The sequence below is a fragment of the Streptomyces sp. NPDC023157 genome, assembly GCF_055560575.1.
Genome location: NZ_JBVHIL010000005.1, coordinates 426,017 through 443,030, shown reverse-complemented (window position 1 = coordinate 443,030; position 17,014 = coordinate 426,017). Strand labels below are relative to the sequence as shown.

Genomic DNA, 17,014 nt, shown 5'->3' with positions numbered 1-17,014 from the left:
CGTCCGGGCGTAGGCTCGGACGCGGGTACGAACCGCACACGACGCTTAAGGAATCATCTGATGGAGCTCGGTCTCGTCGGTCTCGGCAAGATGGGCGGCAACATGCGCGAGCGCATCCGCCGCGCAGGCCACACCGTCATCGGATACGACCGCAACCCGGACCTCGCCGATGTCCACAGCCTCGAAGAGCTTGTGGGCAAGCTCAAGGGTCCGCGTGTCGTGTGGGTGATGGTCCCGGCCGGTGCCGCGACGCAGTCCACCATCGACGAGCTCGCCGATCTGCTCTCCCCGGGTGACATCGTCGTGGACGGCGGCAACTCCCGCTGGACCGACGACGAGAAGCACGCCGAGGAGCTGGCGGCCAAGGGCATCGGCTTCGTCGACTGCGGTGTCTCCGGCGGCGTCTGGGGCCTGGAGAACGGCTACGCGCTGATGTACGGCGGCGACGCCGAGCACGTGGCCCGCGTCCAGCCGGTCTTCGACGCGCTCAAGCCCGAGGGCGAGTTCGGCTCGGTCCACGCCGGCAAGGTCGGCGCCGGCCACTTCGCGAAGATGGTCCACAACGGCATCGAGTACGCGATGATGCAGGCCTACGCCGAGGGCTGGGAGCTCCTGGAGAAGGTCGACTCCGTCACCGACGTGCGCGAGGTCTTCCGCTCCTGGCAGGAGGGCACGGTCATCCGTTCCTGGCTGCTGGACCTCGCGGTCAACGCCCTCGACGAGGACGAGCACCTGGACAAGCTGCGCGGCTACGCGTCGGACTCCGGCGAGGGCCGGTGGACCGTCGAGGCCGCCATCGACAACGCCGTGCCGCTGCCGGCGATCACCGCGTCGCTGTTCGCGCGGTTCGCCTCGCGTCAGGACGACTCCCCGCAGATGAAGATGATCGCCGCGCTGCGCAACCAGTTCGGTGGCCACGCGGTCGAGACGAAGAAGTAATCCACAGGCTGTGCACCCCGCGGTGCACAGCCGCCGGGGGAAGAAGGTCGGCGCCCACCATGCACGTCACGCATCTGTCGCTGGCCGACTTCCGCTCGTACGCCCGGGTCGAGGTCCCGCTCGACCCGGGCGTCACCGCGTTCGTGGGGGCGAACGGGCAGGGCAAGACCAACCTGGTCGAGGCGGTCGGCTATCTCGCCACCCTGGGCAGCCACCGGGTCGCCTCCGACGCCCCGCTCGTGCGGATGGGCGCCGAGCGGGCGGTCATCCGGGCCTCCGTCACCCAGGGCGAGCGCTCCCAGCTGGTCGAGCTCGAACTCAACCCGGGCCGTGCGAACCGTGCCCGGATCAACAGGTCCTCGCAGGTCAAGCCCCGTGACGTCCTGGGGATCGTCCGGACGGTGCTGTTCGCGCCGGAGGACCTGGCGCTCATCAAGGGCGACCCCGGCGAGCGCCGGCGCTTCCTCGACGAGCTGATCACGGCGCGCGCGCCGCGCATGGCGGGCGTGCGCTCGGACTACGAGCGGGTGCTCAAGCAGCGCAACACGCTCCTGAAGTCCGCCGCGATGGCCCGCCGCCACGGCGGGCGCTCCATGGACCTGTCCACGCTCGACGTCTGGGACCAGCACCTGGCCCGCGCGGGCGCCGAACTGCTCGCCCAGCGGCTCGACCTCATCGGGGTGCTGCGGCCGCTCGCCGACAAGGCGTACGAGCAGCTGGCGCCCGGCGGCGGCCCCGTTCAGCTGGAGTACCGGCCCTCGGCGCCCGGCTCCGGGCACACCCGCGAGGAGCTGTACGAGCAGCTGATCGCCGCGCTCGCCGAGGTGCGCAAGCAGGAGATCGAGCGGGGCGTCACGCTGATCGGACCGCACCGCGACGAGCTCCTCCTCAAGCTGGGCGACCTGCCGGCCAAGGGGTACGCGAGCCACGGCGAGTCCTGGTCGTACGCCCTGGCGCTGCGGCTCGCCTCGTACGACCTGCTGCGCGCGGAGGGCAACGAGCCCGTCCTCGTCCTCGACGACGTCTTCGCCGAGCTGGACGCCCGCCGGCGGGAACGCCTCGCCGAGCTGGTGGCCCCCGGCGAGCAGGTCCTGGTGACGGCCGCCGTCGACGACGACGTGCCGGGCGTGCTCGCGGGAACGCGGTACGAGGTCTCCGGTGGGACGGTCGAACGGGTGTGAGCGGCATGAGCGGCGAATTCTCTCCCCAGCCTGTGGACAAGCCGGCGGCACCCGAGCCGTCGGGCGTCGATCTCGCGCGGGTCGCGCTGCGCGCCGCCAAGGAGCAGGCGAAGGCGCGGGGCGCGGCGGCCCAGCAGAAGAAGCAGGCGCGGCGCGGCGGCGGGCTGCGCTCCGGCGCCCGCGCGGACGGTCGCGACCCCATGGCGCTCGGCGCCGCGATCAACCGGCTGATCACCGAGCGGGGCTGGGAGACGCCGGCGGCGGTCGGCGGGGTCATGGGCCGCTGGCCGCAGATCGTGGGCGCGGACCTGGCCAAGCACTGCGTGCCGCTGAAGTACGACGAGGACCCCGAGGTGCGGGTGCTCACCGTGCAGTGCGACTCCACGGCGTGGGCGACGCAGCTGCGGCTGCTCGCGCCGACGCTGGTGGCGCGGCTCAACGAGGACCTGGGGCACGGGACCGTGCGGATGATCAAGGTCCTGGGGCCGGGCGGGCCGCGGCGCGGGTACGGGCCGCTGCGGGCGCCCGGGTCCACCGGGCCCGGCGACACGTACGGGTAGCGCGGGCGCGTACGTGAAGGGCGGGCCCCGGAGGCGCGGGTCCGGACGGAAGGGCGCCGTGCGCGGGGGCGTTGCGCCCACCCTCCCCCGGACTTCGTCCGGGGGACCCCCAAACGCCCCGGCGGACCGCATGCCCACAGCCGGTGCGGCGTGGGTGCCCCCGATGCCCACACCGCGCTACGACCCGAAGCGCTAGGTGGCCGTCAGGGGCCTCTGGGGCCCCTCCCTGGATATGGGGAGTCGTCTCGCGCCCGTCGAGGGCGGCACATGAGCATTCAGGTACCGGCAAACCCCCATGAGTGTCAGTGGTACCGGTAGACTGGGAGACAATCCCGCCACCCTGCGGAACATGTCGAACGACGCAGCCGCTCCCGTATGCCCGGAGAACGGCCTGTGCTGTGCCAGAAAGGGCGCTTCGTGGCCGATTCCGGCAACCCCAACGAGAACAACCAGTACACCGCCAGCAACATCCAGGTACTCGAGGGTCTGGACGCGGTGCGCAAGCGCCCCGGCATGTACATCGGCTCGACCGGAGAGCGCGGCCTGCACCACATGGTGCAGGAGGTCGTGGACAACTCGGTCGACGAAGCCCTGGCCGGTCACGCGGACACCATCGACGTGACGATCCTCGCCGACGGCGGCGTCCGCGTCATCGACAACGGCCGCGGTATCCCCGTCGGCATCGTCGAGTCCGAGGGCAAGCCGGCCCTGGAGGTCGTGCTGACGGTCCTGCACGCGGGCGGCAAGTTCGGCGGCGGCGGCTACGCGGTCTCCGGCGGTCTGCACGGTGTCGGCGTCTCCGTCGTGAACGCCCTGTCCACCAAGGTCGCCGTCGAGGTCAAGACCGACGGCCACCGCTGGACGCAGGACTACAAGATGGGCGCCCCGACCGCGCCCCTCGCGCAGCACGAGGCGACCGACGAGCACGGCACCTCGGTGACGTTCTGGGCCGACCCGGACATCTTCGAGACGACCGAGTACTCCTTCGAGACGCTCTCGCGCCGTTTCCAGGAGATGGCCTTCCTCAACAAGGGCCTGACGATCACGCTCACCGACGAGCGCGACTCCGCCAAGGCCACGGTCGGCGCCGACGACCCGGACGCCGAGGCGACCACCGAGGCCGTCGCCCGCACGGTGAAGTACCACTACGAGGGCGGCATCGTCGACTTCGTGAAGTACCTCAACTCGCGCAAGGGCGAGCTGGTCAACCCGACCATCATCGACGTCGAGGCCGAGGACAAGGAGCGTCTGCTCTCGGTCGAGATCGCGATGCAGTGGAACTCCTCGTACAGCGAGGGCGTGTACTCCTTCGCGAACACGATCCACACGCATGAGGGCGGTACCCACGAGGAGGGCTTCCGCGCCGCGCTGACCACGCTGGTCAACAAGTACGCGCGCGACAAGAAGCTGCTCCGCGAGAAGGACGACAACCTCACGGGCGACGACATCCGCGAGGGTCTGACCGCGATCATCTCGATCAAGCTCGGCGAGCCGCAGTTCGAGGGCCAGACCAAGACGAAGCTCGGCAACACCGAGGCGAAGACCTTCGTGCAGAAGGTCGTCCACGAGCACCTGACGGACTGGTTCGACCGCAACCCGAACGAGGCCGCGGACATCATCCGCAAGGGCATCCAGGCCGCCACCGCGCGCGTGGCCGCGCGCAAGGCGCGCGACCTGACCCGCCGCAAGGGCCTCCTGGAGTCGGCCTCGCTGCCGGGCAAGCTCTCGGACTGCCAGTCGAACGACCCCGCCAAGTGCGAGATCTTCATCGTCGAGGGTGACTCCGCCGGCGGCTCGGCCAAGTCCGGCCGCAACCCGATGTACCAGGCCATCCTGCCGATCCGCGGCAAGATCCTGAACGTCGAGAAGGCCCGGATCGACAAGATCCTGCAGAACACCGAGGTCCAGGCGCTGATCTCCGCCTTCGGCACCGGTGTTCACGAGGACTTCGACATCGAGAAGCTCCGCTATCACAAGATCATCCTGATGGCGGACGCCGACGTCGACGGCCAGCACATCAACACCCTGCTGCTGACCTTCCTCTTCCGCTTCATGCGGCCCCTGGTCGAGGCCGGCCACGTCTACCTCTCCCGCCCGCCGCTCTACAAGATCAAGTGGGGCCGGGACGACTTCGAGTACGCGTACTCGGACCGCGAGCGCGACGCCCTGGTCGAGCTGGGCAAGCAGAACGGCAAGCGGATCCGGGAAGACTCGATCCAGCGCTTCAAGGGTCTCGGCGAGATGAACGCCGAGGAGCTGCGCGTCACCACCATGGACGTCGAGCACCGCGTGCTCGGCCAGGTGACCCTGGACGACGCGGCCCAGGCCGACGACCTGTTCTCGGTGCTGATGGGCGAGGACGTCGAGGCGCGGCGCTCGTTCATCCAGCGCAACGCCAAGGACGTTCGCTTCCTCGACATCTGAGTCGGTCTCAGCTGACCGTACGAAAGGACTGACGACCAGCAATGGCCGACGAAAACACCCCGACCGGGACCACCGAAGACGACCCCGTGCTGCGGATCGAGCCCGTCGGGCTCGAGACCGAGATGCAGCGCTCGTACCTCGACTACGCGATGTCCGTCATCGTGTCCCGCGCCCTGCCCGACGTACGGGACGGCCTCAAGCCCGTGCACCGGCGCGTGCTGTACGCGATGTACGACGGTGGCTACCGGCCCGAGAAGGGCTTCTACAAGTGCGCCCGCGTCGTCGGCGACGTCATGGGTACGTACCACCCGCACGGCGACTCCTCGATCTACGACGCGCTCGTCCGCCTCGCCCAGCCCTGGTCGATGCGGATGCCGCTGGTCGACTCCAACGGCAACTTCGGCTCCCCGGGCAACGACCCGGCCGCCGCGATGCGCTACACCGAGTGCAAGCTGATGCCGCTGGCCATGGAGATGCTCCGGGACATCGACGAGGAGACCGTCGACTTCCAGGACAACTACGACGGCCGCAACCAGGAGCCGACGGTCCTGCCGGCCCGCTTCCCGAACCTGCTGGTCAACGGCAGCGCCGGTATCGCGGTCGGCATGGCCACCAACATCCCGCCGCACAACCTGCGCGAGGTCGCGGCCGGTGCCCAGTGGGCGCTGGAGCACCCCGACGCCAGCCACGAGGAGCTCCTCGACGCGCTGATCGAGCGGATCAAGGGCCCCGACTTCCCCACCGGCGCGCTCGTCGTCGGCCGCAAGGGCATCGAGGAGGCGTACCGCACCGGGCGCGGCTCCATCACGATGCGCGCGGTCGTCGAGGTCGAGGAGATCCAGAACCGCCAGTGCCTGGTGGTCACGGAACTTCCGTACCAGACCAACCCGGACAACCTCGCGCAGAAGATCGCCGACCTGGTGAAGGACGGCAAGATCGGCGGCATCGCCGACGTCCGCGACGAGACCTCGTCCCGGACCGGCCAGCGCCTGGTGATCGTGCTCAAGCGCGACGCCGTCGCCAAGGTGGTGCTGAACAACCTCTACAAGCACACCGATCTGCAGACCAACTTCGGCGCGAACATGCTGGCGCTGGTCGACGGGGTGCCGCGCACCCTGTCGATCGACGCGTTCATCCGCCACTGGGTGCAGCACCAGATCGAGGTCATCGTCCGCCGGACGAAGTTCCGGCTGCGCAAGGCCGAGGAGCGCGCCCACATCCTGCGCGGCCTCCTCAAGGCGCTCGACGCGATCGACGAGGTCATCGCCCTCATCCGCCGCAGCGACACCGTCGAGGTCGCGCGTACGGGCCTGATGGGCCTGCTCCAGATCGACGAGATCCAGGCCAACGCCATCCTCGAGATGCAGCTGCGCCGGCTCGCCGCCCTGGAGCGCCAGAAGATCGTCGCCGAGCACGACGAGCTCCAGGCGAAGATCAACGAGTACAACGCGATCCTGGCCTCCCCGGAGCGCCAGCGGTCGATCGTCAGCGAGGAGCTCGCCGCGCTCGTCGAGCGCTTCGGCGACGACCGCCGCTCCAAGCTGGTGCCCTTCGACGGTGACATGTCCATCGAGGACCTCATCGCCGAGGAGGACATCGTCGTCACCATCTCGCGCGGTGGCTACGTGAAGCGGACGAAGACCGAGGACTACCGCTCGCAGAAGCGCGGCGGCAAGGGCGTGCGCGGCACGAAGCTGAAGCAGGACGACATCGTCGACCACTTCTTCGTCTCCACCACCCACCACTGGCTGCTCTTCTTCACCAACAAGGGCCGGGTCTACCGGGCCAAGGCGTACGAGCTGCCGGACGCCGGCCGGGACGCCCGCGGCCAGCACGTGGCCAACCTGCTGGCCTTCCAGCCGGACGAGCAGATCGCCCAGATCCTGGCGATCCGCGACTACGAGGCCGCGCCGTACCTGGTGCTCGCCACCAAGGCCGGTCTGGTGAAGAAGACGGTGCTGAAGGACTACGACTCGCCGCGCTCCGGCGGCGTCATCGCCATCAACCTGCGGGAGCGGGAGGACGGCAGCGACGACGAGCTGATCGGCGCCGAGCTGGTCTCCTCGGAGGACGATCTGCTCCTCGTCTCGCGCAAGGCGCAGTCGATCCGCTTCACCGCCACCGACGACGCGCTGCGCCCGATGGGACGCGCGACTTCGGGTGTCAAGGGGATGAGTTTCCGCGAGGACGACCAGCTTCTCTCGATGAATGTCGTCCGGCCGGGTACGTTCGTCTTCACCGCGACCGACGGTGGCTACGCCAAGCGCACCCCGGTCGAGGAGTACCGCGTCCAGGGCCGTGGCGGCCTCGGCATCAAGGCCGCCAAGATCGTGGAGGACCGCGGCTCGCTCGTGGGCGCGCTGGTGGTCGAGGAGACCGACGAGATCCTCGCCATCACCCTGTCCGGCGGTGTGATTCGTACGCGAGTCAATGAAGTCAGGGAGACCGGCCGTGACACCATGGGCGTCCAGCTGATCAACCTGGGCAAGCGCGATGCCGTCGTCGGCATCGCGCGCAACGCCGAGGCCGGCGGCGAGGACGAGGACGTCGACGCCGAGGTGGCCGAGGGCGCCGATGCGGTCGAGGCGGTCGAGGGCACGGAGCCCGCGACCGGGGAGCACGAGGAGTAGAGCGTGAGTGGAGCCACGGGCGCCGGTTCGGCCGACGGCCGGTCCGCAGGATCGAGCGGTGCCCGTGGCTCCGCCACGGACTCCCAGGGGGTTACGGTGACGGACACTCGAGGGCAGCGTCCCTCGTACGAGACGTACAACGGGCCGCTGCCCGGCGAGCGTGCGGGGGGCCAGGCGCAGCAGGGCGCGCCGTACCACCCGCCGCAGGCCTACGCGGCGCAGGGCGGCACGTCCGGCGGCCAGAACACGGCCGCCGTGCGCAAGCCGCGCACGGGTGCGCGGACCACTCCGCGCACGCGCAAGGCCCGGCTGCGGGTGGCGAAGGCCGATCCGTGGTCGGTGATGAAGGTGAGCTTCCTGCTCTCCATCGCGCTGGGCATCTGCACGGTCGTGGCCGCCGCGGTGCTGTGGATGGTCATGGACGCCATGGGCGTCTTCTCGACCGTGGGCGGCACGATCAGCGAGGCCACCGGCTCCAACGAGTCCAACGGCTTCGACCTGCAGTCGTTCCTGTCGCTGCCGCGGGTGCTGATGTTCACCTCGGTGATCGCCGTGATCGACGTCGTCCTGATGACGGCGCTGGCCACGCTCGGGGCGTTCATCTACAACCTGTCGGCCGGTTTCGTGGGCGGTGTGGAGCTCACCCTCGCCGAGGACGAGTAGGTCCCGAGGGGGCCGGTCAGGAACCGATTTTGGGACTGGCCCCCACGTGCGCTAACCTTCAGGAGTCAGCGCGCGGGACACACACCGCAAGCGCGGCGGGGCTATAGCTCAGTTGGTTAGAGCGCATCCCTGATAAGGATGAGGCCACAGGTTCAAATCCTGTTAGCCCCACACAGAAGATCGGCCCGGACGGTTCACCCGTCCGGGCCGATTGCTTTGTTCGGACACGTTGTCGTCCTAGGTCACTGATCGGTATCGGTCGGTGTGTAGAGTGGGCGTCAGAAGTCTCCTACGTCAACGAAAGACGAGGTCGCGCGGTGAAGAAGCTGCTCCTGGTCGCACTGGCCGCCATCGGCGGGCTCCTCGTGTACCGCCAGATCCAGGCGGATCGCGCCGAGCAGGACCTGTGGACGGAGGCGACCGACTCCGTGCCCGCAGGTTCGGGTGTGTGAGACGCAACAGTCTGTGTGTGCGAGGCCCCGGCCGCTCTGAGCGGCCGGGGCCTCGTGCTGTTCGCGACAGTGAATGAATCGCTTGCTGTCGCGAAGTTCTTGGGTCGTGGCCGGGCGGACGGGCAGGATGGGCCGGCACGGACACGACGAGGGGGAGCGCGTGAACAGGCGACGGGGTACGGGCCGTACGGCCGGAGTACTGGCCGCGGCGGCCTGCCTGGCCGTCTCGCTGCCCGGCGCGGCGCGGGCGGCCGGTGACGGATACGCCTTCGACGACGGGGCCCGGCGCGTGAAGGGCGCCGTATCCACCCTGGACGCCGAGCAGTTGGAGCCGGGGCAGAGCTACCGGGACACGATCGGGAAGAACGGCAAGCTCTACTACCGCGTCGACCTCGACACCGAGCGGAACGCGTACGTTTCGGTGGTGGCCGTCCCCAAAGGGGCCGGGAAGGTCGCGTACGGCGACGGCATCAGGGTGAGCATGCAGGACGGTTTCAACATGGGGTGCGGCTACCAGGACACCTCCTTCGGCCCCGCCGAGTTCGCCCGCCCCCTCACCGCCTACGCCCACCGCACGCTCACCCCCGGCTCCTCGACCTGCCGGCACGCGGGCGCGTACTACGTCCTCGTCGAACGCGACTCGGCCGCCGACTCCGACCCCGGCGCCTGGGAGCTGGAGATCCGCTTCCTGACCGAGCCGGGCGTGCGCCGGGCCGGTCCGACGGCGCTCCCGGAGAACTGGGCCTCGGGCACGCCCCAGCCGCCCGCCGGCGGACCGCGGCGGCGCGAGGGCGGCGCGGGCTTCCAGGACGCCGCCTCGCTGCGGCAGGGCGAGTGGCGCACGGACATCAGGCCGGGCCAGACGCTCTACTACCGGGTCCCCGTCGACTGGGGCCAACAGCTCTTCGCCGAGGCCGAGCTGGGCAGCAGCCCGGACGGGGACGCCTTCGTCGGCAACGCGTTCGTGCTCTCCCTGGAGAACCCGGCCCGCGGCCATGTCGACCGCGACTCCCTGAGCTACAGCGGCGACCCGGCCACCCTGGAGCTCGACCCGCGACGGCCGGTGGCCTACGAGAACCGTTTCTCCTCGAACGACGGCACGAACGGCATGCGGTTCGCCGGCTGGTACACCCTGTCGGCCACGCTCAGCCCGAAGGTCGCCACGGCGTACGGGGACAAGCCGCTGCCGCTGACCCTGCGGGTGAACGTGACCGGGCCGGCGAAGGCCGCTCCCGCGTACGCCGGGCCCGCCGGGCCGTTCACGGTCACCGACGCCGACCGGGACGCGGCCGCCAGCGGACAGAGCGCGCCCGAGGCGGCCCGCAGCGACGGCCTGCGGGTGGTCGGCGTGGCCGGGATCGGCGCCGGAACGGTCCTGCTGCTCGGCCTGGGCGCCTGGTGGCTGCTGGCCCGCCGGGCGGCGGGCGCCGGACCTACGCCTGGATGAGCGCCCAGATCCCCACGGCGAAACAGACCAGCGCGGTGAGCAGCACCGGGACGGCGACCTTCGCGGGCGGCCCGGGACGGCGCGCGGGGACATCGAGGGCGCCGGGTCGGGCGTGAGCCGGGGGCTGGGGGCGGGGGACCGCGGCCGTCGGTGTCTGGGCGAAGGCGGCGGGCGAAGGCGCGGGGGACGCAGGGGACGCGGGGGACGCAGGGGACGCAGGGGACGCAGGGGACGCAGGGGACGCGGGGGATGCCGAGAGCGCCGGATGCGCCGGGGGCGCTTGTACGGGGGTGGGCGCCGGAGCGTACGCCGGGGAGGGCGGTACGGGGACGGGCTGGGTGGGTGTGCGCGGCGGCGGGGGCAGGTGGAAGCTGCCCGTCTCGGACATGCCCGGCAGGTGCGGCTCGGGCCCGTTCGGGCCGAAGCCGATGGGGAGCGGCCCTATCTGGTCGAAGACCTCGACGGGTTCGTCGGCCGCCGACGGCTCGGGCAGCAGCTCCACCGCCGCGTGCAGCGCCTTGCGCGCGCCCGTGGCCGTCCGGAAGCGGGACTGCGGGTCGGGCTGGAGCAGCCCGGCCAGGACCTGCCACAGGGGCTCCGGGATGCCCTGTGGGGCGCCCGGGGTGCCATGGGCCAGGAAGTACTCCACGAGGGCCTGGGAGTCCGGCTTGCGGCCCTGGAGCAGATACAGCGCGACCAGGCCGACGGCGAACAGGTCGGCGGCGAAGTCCGGCTCGGCGCCCCTCAGTTGCTCGGGTGCGAAGTAACCCGGCGTCCCCACGACGTGATCGGTCTCGGTGAGCCGGGGTTCGCCCTTGCGCATGGAGATGCCGAAGTCGGACAGCCGCAGGTGCGGCCGTCCGGTTCCGGTGACGTCCAGCAGGATGTTGGCGGGCTTGATGTCACGGTGCACGACCCCCTCCGCGTGCACCGCGGCGAGCCCGGACAGCAACTGGTCGAGCAGGACGCACACGAAGCGGGGCGGCAGGGCGCCGTAGTCCCCGATGACGTGGGCCAGCGAGCCGCCCGCCACGAGGTCCATCGTGAAGAGGACCTTGTCGTCGTCCGCGGCCCAGCTGGCCGGGGCGAGGACGTGCGGGTGGTCGATCCTGAGCGCCTGCTCGCGCACGAAGCGCAGGAGGGTGTGGGCGTCGCTCTGCTGGAGCACCTTGGCCGCCACGTAACGGCGGCGACGGTGGTCCCAGGCGCGCCAGACCGCGCCGACCCCACCCCGCCCGATCGGGTCGATCAGCTCGTACCGGCCGGCGAAGACCTCACCCATCGCGCCGCGCCCGCCCCCCTGCCGTCCGGCGTCAGTTCTGGTGCGCCTCGTAGTGCGCGACCGCGTCGGCGGTGCGCCCGGCGCCGTACACCCGGAGGAACTCTGCCAGTTCGGGGTGGGCCGGGGCGAGGGCGTCCGCCGCGGCGATGATGTCGCCGGCCGCCGAGACCGAGCGCAGCAGGGACTGGATCTCGCGGACCACCCGGCGCACCGTCGGCGCCCCCACGCCGGTGGTGGCCTGGCCGCTGGCGGTCAGGACGGAACCGCCCTGGGACTTCTTGATCTCGTCCATCCGCTCGGTGGCCTCGGCGGCGCTGACGCTGCCGTCGGCGACCTGGCCGGCGAGCTCCTGCAGGGCCTGGACGCGCTGGACGACGGCCGGGTTGCCGATCTTGGCCCGCTGGCCGCTCATCAGCTGGGAGAGCATGGGTGCCGAAAGCCCGAGCACGGCCGCGAGCCTGGCCTGGTTCAGCCCGAGATCGTCGATCAGGCGACGGAAGAGCGCCCCCAGCGGCTCCCCGTACCAACTGCGCTGAAGCTCCCTGGCTCTGGCCGTGGCTTCCTGCTGCGCTGTATCCATTACTTCTCCCCATCCCTGCGGTTCGCCACTGCGAACCTCGATCAGCATCTTACGGAGCGTGGTCGCCGACGGGGAGTCCCAATCCTTTTGCGGGATCCGGGGGGTGACCCGGTACTCTGTTGTCACTCCGGGGCCTTAGCTCAGTTGGTAGAGCGCTGTCTTTGCATGGCAGATGTCAGGGGTTCGACTCCCCTAGGCTCCACTCCCAGAGTTCTGCTGGAAACCCCTCCCGACCCGCGCGTACGCGGGCCGGGAGGGGTTTTCTCGTAGGGGCCGCGGAGGTGGGCGAGTGGCCCATCGGCGCAGGGGGTGAATGGACCAGGGGACCTGGGCCACCAGGTCCTAGCGTCGTGTCCATGCCGAACACCCGCGGAACCACCCCGCGCACCCACCGGGCGCTGCTCCTCGCCCAGCTCAGCAACTCCGTCGGCGACGGCGCGTTCTATGTGACCTCGGCCCTCTACTTCTCGCTGGTCGTCGGGCTCTCCGCCCCGCAGATCGGCGCCGGACTCGCCGTCGCCTGGGGCATCGGCTCCCTCGCCGGGGTACCGCTCGGACACCTGGCCGACCGGCGCGGACCGCGCGGCACCTCCGTCCTGCTCGCCCTGGCCACCTCGGGAGCCGTCGCCTCCTTCCTGCTCATCCGCTCCTTCGTGCCGTTCCTGATCGCCGCCACGGTGTACGCCACCGCCCAGAGCGGGCTCGCCGCCGCCCGCCAGGCCCTGCTCGCCGGGCTCGTCGAGCCGGCCGACCGGGTCGGGATGCTCGCCAGGATCCAGGCCACGCTCAACGCCGGGCTCGCCGTCGGCGCCGCGCTCGGCGGCCTCGCCCTGCACACGCCGGCACGCGCGGCGCGTACCTCACCGTCTTCGCCCTCGACGCGCTGGGCTTCCTCGTCTGCGCCCTGGTGCTGCGCGGCCTCCCGCCGCTGACCGGCACGGGCGGCGCGGTCGACGGCCCGGCCCGTCTCGTGGTGCTGCGGGACCGCCCGTACGCCCTGCTCACCCTCCTCAACGCGCTGCTGCTGCTCCGGCTGCCGCTGCTCAGCCTGGCCCTGCCGCTGTGGATCGTGGAGCGCACGACGGCGCCCGGCTGGACGGTCTCGGCGCTCTTCGTCCTCAACACCGGCGCGGTGATGCTCTTCCAGGTGCGGGCGGCGCGCTCGGTGACCGGACTGCCCGAGGCCACCCGGGCGGTGGGGCGCTCCAGCCTGGTGATGCTCGCCTCGTGCGCGGTGTTCGCGGTGACGGCGGCCGGGTTCGGGCCCTGGCCGACGGTCGCGGTGCTCGTCCTGGGCGCGGTCCTCCAGGTGGTCGCGGAGATGCGCCACTCCGCGGGCTCCTGGCAGATCGGCCTCGGGCTCGCGCCGGCCGACCGGATCGGCCAGTACCAGGGCTTCTACGGCACCGGCGTGCCGGTCGCCAGGACCCTCGGGCCGCTGCTCGTCACCACGCTCCTGATCGGAGGGGGCGCGGCCGGCTGGCTGGTCCTGGGCGGGATCTTCCTGGTCGCGGGCCTGGCGACGGGGCCGGCGGTGCGCTGGGCGGAGCGGTCCCGGTCGGGCGTGGCGGAGCCCGCCCGCACCTACTGAGCCGGACGGGTGGTGTTCATCGGAAGAACTGCGCGGACGTGGCGTCGCTCCGGGAAATCCCGGCCCGCGTACACATCATGAGGAAGGTACGAAAAGCCCGCAATCCGAAATGAACCATCCGAGTTCGCTGGATCTGTCTCGACACGAAAGTGAGGGGTCATGGCAACCGCCAAGGTCAAGCAGTTCTGGACCGCCTTCATCTCCGTCCTCTTCGCCCTGTTCGCCTCCCTCGGCCTGGCGAGCCCCGCCACCGCCGCCCAGCAGCCCGCCCTCCAGCAGGGTGAGGAGCCGGCCGTCGCCGGTGGCGCCGGGACCGTCGCCGCACGTCCCGCCGTCTCCGTACCGGCACAGCGGAGCCATCAGTGGCGCACGGCGCAGGGCCGCGCGCTGCCGCCGACCATCAAGCAGCGGATCGGCGCCGAGGCACACGGTTCCTCCCCCGCCGTCCGGCACCTCCGCGCGGACACCCCGGCCGGCAGTGACCTGGCCGGCACCGACCCGGCCGCCGGCTCGGGCGACCTGACCGGCCCGGCACTGCGGACGAAGACCGCGCGGGGCGCGCGAGGCGTGCAGGGCGCGAACGACGCTCGTACCGCGCGTGCCGCTCACGCCGCGTACGCCGCCCACGCCGCGCATGCCGTGCAGACCGCTCAGACCTCGACCGACGTGCAGACCGCTCAGACCGCGCACGCCGCGACGGCCGCGTAGGGCGCGGCGGGATGTCCCGCGTACGCCCTCGCGTCCGTCCGTGTTCCGCAGAGCGACCGGCCGGTGATCAGCGGCGCTCGTCGTCGTGGTCCGTGGCCTCCGTGTCGGCCTCCTTGGCCGCCACCCCGGGATCGAGTGACGAACCGCCGTCGTCGACGGACGACAGCCGGGTCTCCTCGTCCACCTCGGTGGGAGCGGGCGGCTCGACCAGCCAGTCGGGGTTGGCCTGCTTGTCCCACCACCTCCAGGCGCAGTACGCGCCCACCGCCAGCACGCCGAGGACTACGAGTCCCTTGGCGACGCGTCCGGCCCTGGCCCGACGCTCGTGCTGCCTCATGAGCTTCTCGATCTCCCTCGGCGTCACCTGACCGCGTAGCGCGGCCCAGGCGGCGGTCGAACGCGACCCGGCCTCGTCGAGGACCGGAGCGGTCGCGGCCACCGCGTGCTCGACACGCGGAACGGTGTAGTCGGTCGCCTGACGGGCGGCCTTGCGGGTCACGGCCGCCGCACGATGCGCGGCCTCGTCGACCCGCGGCGGTACATGCGGTGCGACATGGCAGTCGTACTGCTGACGCGCCTGAGCGCGGGCCTGCGACGCGGCCTTGGAGACCTTCGGGCCCAGCTTGTCGCGCGCTTCCTGCGCATACTGAACGGCCTGGTCCCTGGCCGTCTCCGCGTACGGCGCCACCACTTCCGCGGCGTGCAGGACGCTCTCCTTCGCCGAACCTGTCGCGGCGCGCACGCTGTCCATGCGGGTCACAGGATTCCTCCTCCTCGGTGGCGATGTTCGGTTTTTCACCTTTCCATCCTTTTCGGAATCATGCCTGCCCGACCGCTGTCCGGCATGCGGGGCGGGCATCCGGGGCATGCGAGGATCGGACCGCGGGCGCAGGAGCGCCCGTGCGAGGTGGAGGAAGGCGGATCGTGGCCGAGCAGCTGTACGCGACTCTGAAGACCAGCCAGGGTGACATCGAGATTCGGCTGCTGCCGTTCCACGCCCCCAAGACGGTGAGGAACTTCGTCGAGCTCGCCCAGGGCGAGCGCGAGTGGACGCACCCGGCGACCGGCGCGGTCACCACGGAGCCGCTCTACGACGGCACGGTCTTCCACCGGGTGATCAAGGGCTTCATGATCCAGGCCGGCGACCCGCTGGGGAACGGCACCGGCGGCCCCGGCTACGAGTTCGCCGACGAGTTCCACCCGGAGCTCTTCTTCGACAAGCCCTACCTGCTCGCGATGGCCAACGCCGGCCCGGGCACCAACGGCTCGCAGTTCTTCCTCACGCTCGGCGCGACGACCTGGCTGAACCGCAAGCACACGATCTTCGGCGAGGTCGTCGGCGAGGCGAGCAAGAAGGTCGTGGACGCGATCGCCGCCGTCGAGACCAACCCGCGCACGGACCGTCCGGTCGTGGACGTCGTCATCGAACGGGTCGTCGTCGAGAAGCGCTGACCGCCGTATCGCGCGGTGCTGACCGCGGTGTCGCGCGGTGCCGACCGCGGTGTCGCGCGGTGCTGACCGCGGTTCCTGCCCGGCTCGTACAGCTGCCCGTACCCCGTACGGGAACCTTGGTGCCCCGCCCGTCCGTCAGGAGGGCGGGGCGTTCTGTTGACGCCGCCGCCCCTGTCTCCTCAGTCGCCTCGTCCTCGGGAGGACGCCTCATGGACCCGCAGTCCGGTCTGCCGCGCTGTTACCGCCACCCGGACACCGAGACCGGGATCCGCTGCACCCGCTGCGAGAAGCCGATCTGCCCGCAGTGCATGGTCTCCGCGTCCGTCGGCTTCCAGTGCCCCGACTGCGTGCGCAACGGCTCCGGCACCGGTCACGCGCCCGACGCCAACCGGCCGAGGACGCTCGCCGGCGGCCGGGTGGAGACCGACGGGCGGCTCGTCACCAAGATCCTGATCGGGATCAACCTGGCGCTGTTCATCGCGGTCCAGGTGCTCGGCGACCGGTTCACCGACCAGCTGGTGATGATCGGCTACGCGTACAACCCGGTGCTCGGCGAGGTCGTCGGGGTCGCGGACGGCGAGTGGTACCGGCTGCTGACCTCGGCCTTCCTGCACCAGGAGATCCCGCACTTCCTCTTCAACATGATCGGCCTGTGGGTCATCGGCGGGATCGTGGAGCCGGAGCTGGGCCGCGTCCGCTACACGCTGCTCTGCCTGCTGTCGGGCCTCTCGGGCTCCGCGCTGGTCTATCTCGTCGACGCCCCGAACCAGGCCTCGCTCGGCGCCTCGGGGATCGTCTACGGCCTGATCGGCTCCTGGGTGGTGCTGGCCCGCCGGCGCCGCTACGACATGCGGCCGGTCTTCCTCTTCGTGGCGCTGTCGCTGCTGCTGACGTTCACCCGACCGGGTATCTCCTGGGAGGCCCACATCGGCGGTCTCGTCGGGGGAGCGCTGGTCACCTTCGCCATGGTGCACGCGCCCCGAGAGCGGCGGGAGCTGGTGCAGTACGGGATCTGCGGCCTGGTGCTGCTGGTCGACCTGGGGATCGTGCTCTTCCGGACCGCTGCGCTCACCTGAGCGGGAGGGCTTGTGGACGAGCTGGGGAC

At 71.1% G+C, this 17,014-nt stretch carries 15 protein-coding genes, 2 tRNA genes and 1 pseudogene; 15 read left to right on the top strand and 3 right to left on the bottom strand.

Going from position 1 to position 17,014, the window contains the following annotated elements; genetic code table 11:
• Positions 1-57: 57 nt before the first annotated feature.
• From gnd to ACZ3ZE_RS20630, 9 genes are all read left to right on the top strand, one after another.
• Positions 58-939, top strand: a complete 882-nt coding sequence (gene gnd / locus ACZ3ZE_RS20670; protein ID WP_467260227.1) for a phosphogluconate dehydrogenase (NAD(+)-dependent, decarboxylating) — start codon at positions 58-60, stop codon at positions 937-939.
• Between the two features lie 59 nt (positions 940-998).
• Complete coding sequence (gene recF, locus ACZ3ZE_RS20665) at positions 999-2,120, top strand: DNA replication/repair protein RecF (RefSeq protein ID WP_467260050.1); 1,122 nt, start codon at positions 999-1,001, stop codon at positions 2,118-2,120.
• A 5-nt stretch (positions 2,121-2,125) separates the two neighbouring features.
• Complete coding sequence (locus ACZ3ZE_RS20660) at positions 2,126-2,680, top strand: DciA family protein (RefSeq protein WP_361168388.1); 555 nt, start codon at positions 2,126-2,128, stop codon at positions 2,678-2,680.
• A gap of 393 nt (positions 2,681-3,073) precedes the next feature.
• Positions 3,074-5,104 carry a DNA topoisomerase (ATP-hydrolyzing) subunit B gene (gene gyrB, locus ACZ3ZE_RS20655; protein ID WP_361168391.1) on the top strand — a complete coding sequence of 677 codons (2,031 nt, stop codon included), beginning with the start codon at positions 3,074-3,076 and terminating at the stop codon, positions 5,102-5,104.
• Positions 5,105-5,145: 41 nt separating this feature from the next.
• A complete protein-coding gene (gene gyrA / locus ACZ3ZE_RS20650) occupies positions 5,146-7,734 on the top strand; it encodes a DNA gyrase subunit A (RefSeq protein ID WP_361168394.1) in 2,589 nt (862 codons plus the stop codon).
• A gap of 96 nt (positions 7,735-7,830) precedes the next feature.
• On the top strand, positions 7,831-8,397 hold the full coding sequence (locus tag ACZ3ZE_RS20645) for a DUF3566 domain-containing protein (RefSeq protein WP_329422168.1): 567 nt from the start codon (positions 7,831-7,833) through the stop codon (positions 8,395-8,397).
• 97 nt (positions 8,398-8,494) lie between these two features.
• Positions 8,495-8,568 (top strand) — tRNA-Ile (locus tag ACZ3ZE_RS20640).
• Between the two features lie 146 nt (positions 8,569-8,714).
• The gene (locus ACZ3ZE_RS20635) at positions 8,715-8,849 is read left to right on the top strand and encodes a DLW-39 family protein (RefSeq protein WP_003958712.1); all 135 of its coding nucleotides are present in this window, start codon (positions 8,715-8,717) and stop codon (positions 8,847-8,849) included.
• Between the two features lie 160 nt (positions 8,850-9,009).
• Positions 9,010-10,296: a hypothetical protein gene (locus tag ACZ3ZE_RS20630; RefSeq protein ID WP_361168398.1), complete on the top strand. Its 1,287-nt coding sequence runs from the start codon at positions 9,010-9,012 to the stop codon at positions 10,294-10,296.
• On the opposite strand, the gene ACZ3ZE_RS20625 is transcribed toward ACZ3ZE_RS20630, so the two are convergent.
• Together ACZ3ZE_RS20625 and ACZ3ZE_RS20620 are read right to left on the bottom strand one after the other, a co-directional pair.
• Positions 10,283-11,578 (bottom strand): serine/threonine-protein kinase, encoded by a 1,296-nt coding sequence (locus tag ACZ3ZE_RS20625; protein ID WP_467260048.1) that lies wholly within the window; start codon positions 11,576-11,578, stop codon positions 10,283-10,285. The genes ACZ3ZE_RS20630 and ACZ3ZE_RS20625 overlap by 14 nt on opposite strands.
• Positions 11,579-11,609: 31 nt before the next feature.
• Positions 11,610-12,158: a helix-turn-helix domain-containing protein gene (locus ACZ3ZE_RS20620; RefSeq protein ID WP_361168404.1), complete on the bottom strand. Its 549-nt coding sequence runs from the start codon at positions 12,156-12,158 to the stop codon at positions 11,610-11,612.
• A 129-nt stretch (positions 12,159-12,287) separates the two neighbouring features.
• Between ACZ3ZE_RS20620 and ACZ3ZE_RS20615 the strand changes: the two genes are divergently transcribed.
• The 4 genes and pseudogenes from ACZ3ZE_RS20615 to ACZ3ZE_RS20600 form a co-directional block, all read left to right on the top strand.
• Positions 12,288-12,360: transfer RNA gene (locus ACZ3ZE_RS20615), tRNA-Ala, on the top strand.
• Between the two features lie 154 nt (positions 12,361-12,514).
• The gene (locus ACZ3ZE_RS20610) at positions 12,515-13,090 is read left to right on the top strand and encodes an MFS transporter (RefSeq protein ID WP_467260046.1); all 576 of its coding nucleotides are present in this window, start codon (positions 12,515-12,517) and stop codon (positions 13,088-13,090) included.
• A complete protein-coding gene (locus ACZ3ZE_RS20605; protein ID WP_467260045.1) occupies positions 13,066-13,749 on the top strand; it encodes an MFS transporter in 684 nt (227 codons plus the stop codon). The genes ACZ3ZE_RS20610 and ACZ3ZE_RS20605 overlap by 25 nt, the downstream gene beginning before the upstream one ends.
• A gap of 159 nt (positions 13,750-13,908) precedes the next feature.
• Positions 13,909-14,217: pseudogene (locus ACZ3ZE_RS20600) on the top strand (DUF6344 domain-containing protein); the annotation flags it as partial.
• Between the two features lie 307 nt (positions 14,218-14,524).
• Here ACZ3ZE_RS20600 and ACZ3ZE_RS20595 read toward each other — a convergent pair.
• Complete coding sequence (locus ACZ3ZE_RS20595; RefSeq protein WP_361620915.1) at positions 14,525-15,217, bottom strand: DUF5324 family protein; 693 nt, start codon at positions 15,215-15,217, stop codon at positions 14,525-14,527.
• 164 nt (positions 15,218-15,381) lie between these two features.
• Between ACZ3ZE_RS20595 and ACZ3ZE_RS20590 the strand changes: the two genes are divergently transcribed.
• Together ACZ3ZE_RS20590 and ACZ3ZE_RS20585 are read left to right on the top strand one after the other, a co-directional pair.
• Positions 15,382-15,909: a peptidylprolyl isomerase gene (locus ACZ3ZE_RS20590; protein ID WP_361168416.1), complete on the top strand. Its 528-nt coding sequence runs from the start codon at positions 15,382-15,384 to the stop codon at positions 15,907-15,909.
• A 209-nt stretch (positions 15,910-16,118) separates the two neighbouring features.
• Positions 16,119-16,985, top strand: a complete 867-nt coding sequence (locus ACZ3ZE_RS20585; protein WP_361168419.1) for a rhomboid family intramembrane serine protease — start codon at positions 16,119-16,121, stop codon at positions 16,983-16,985.
• Positions 16,986-17,014 lie beyond the last annotated feature (29 nt).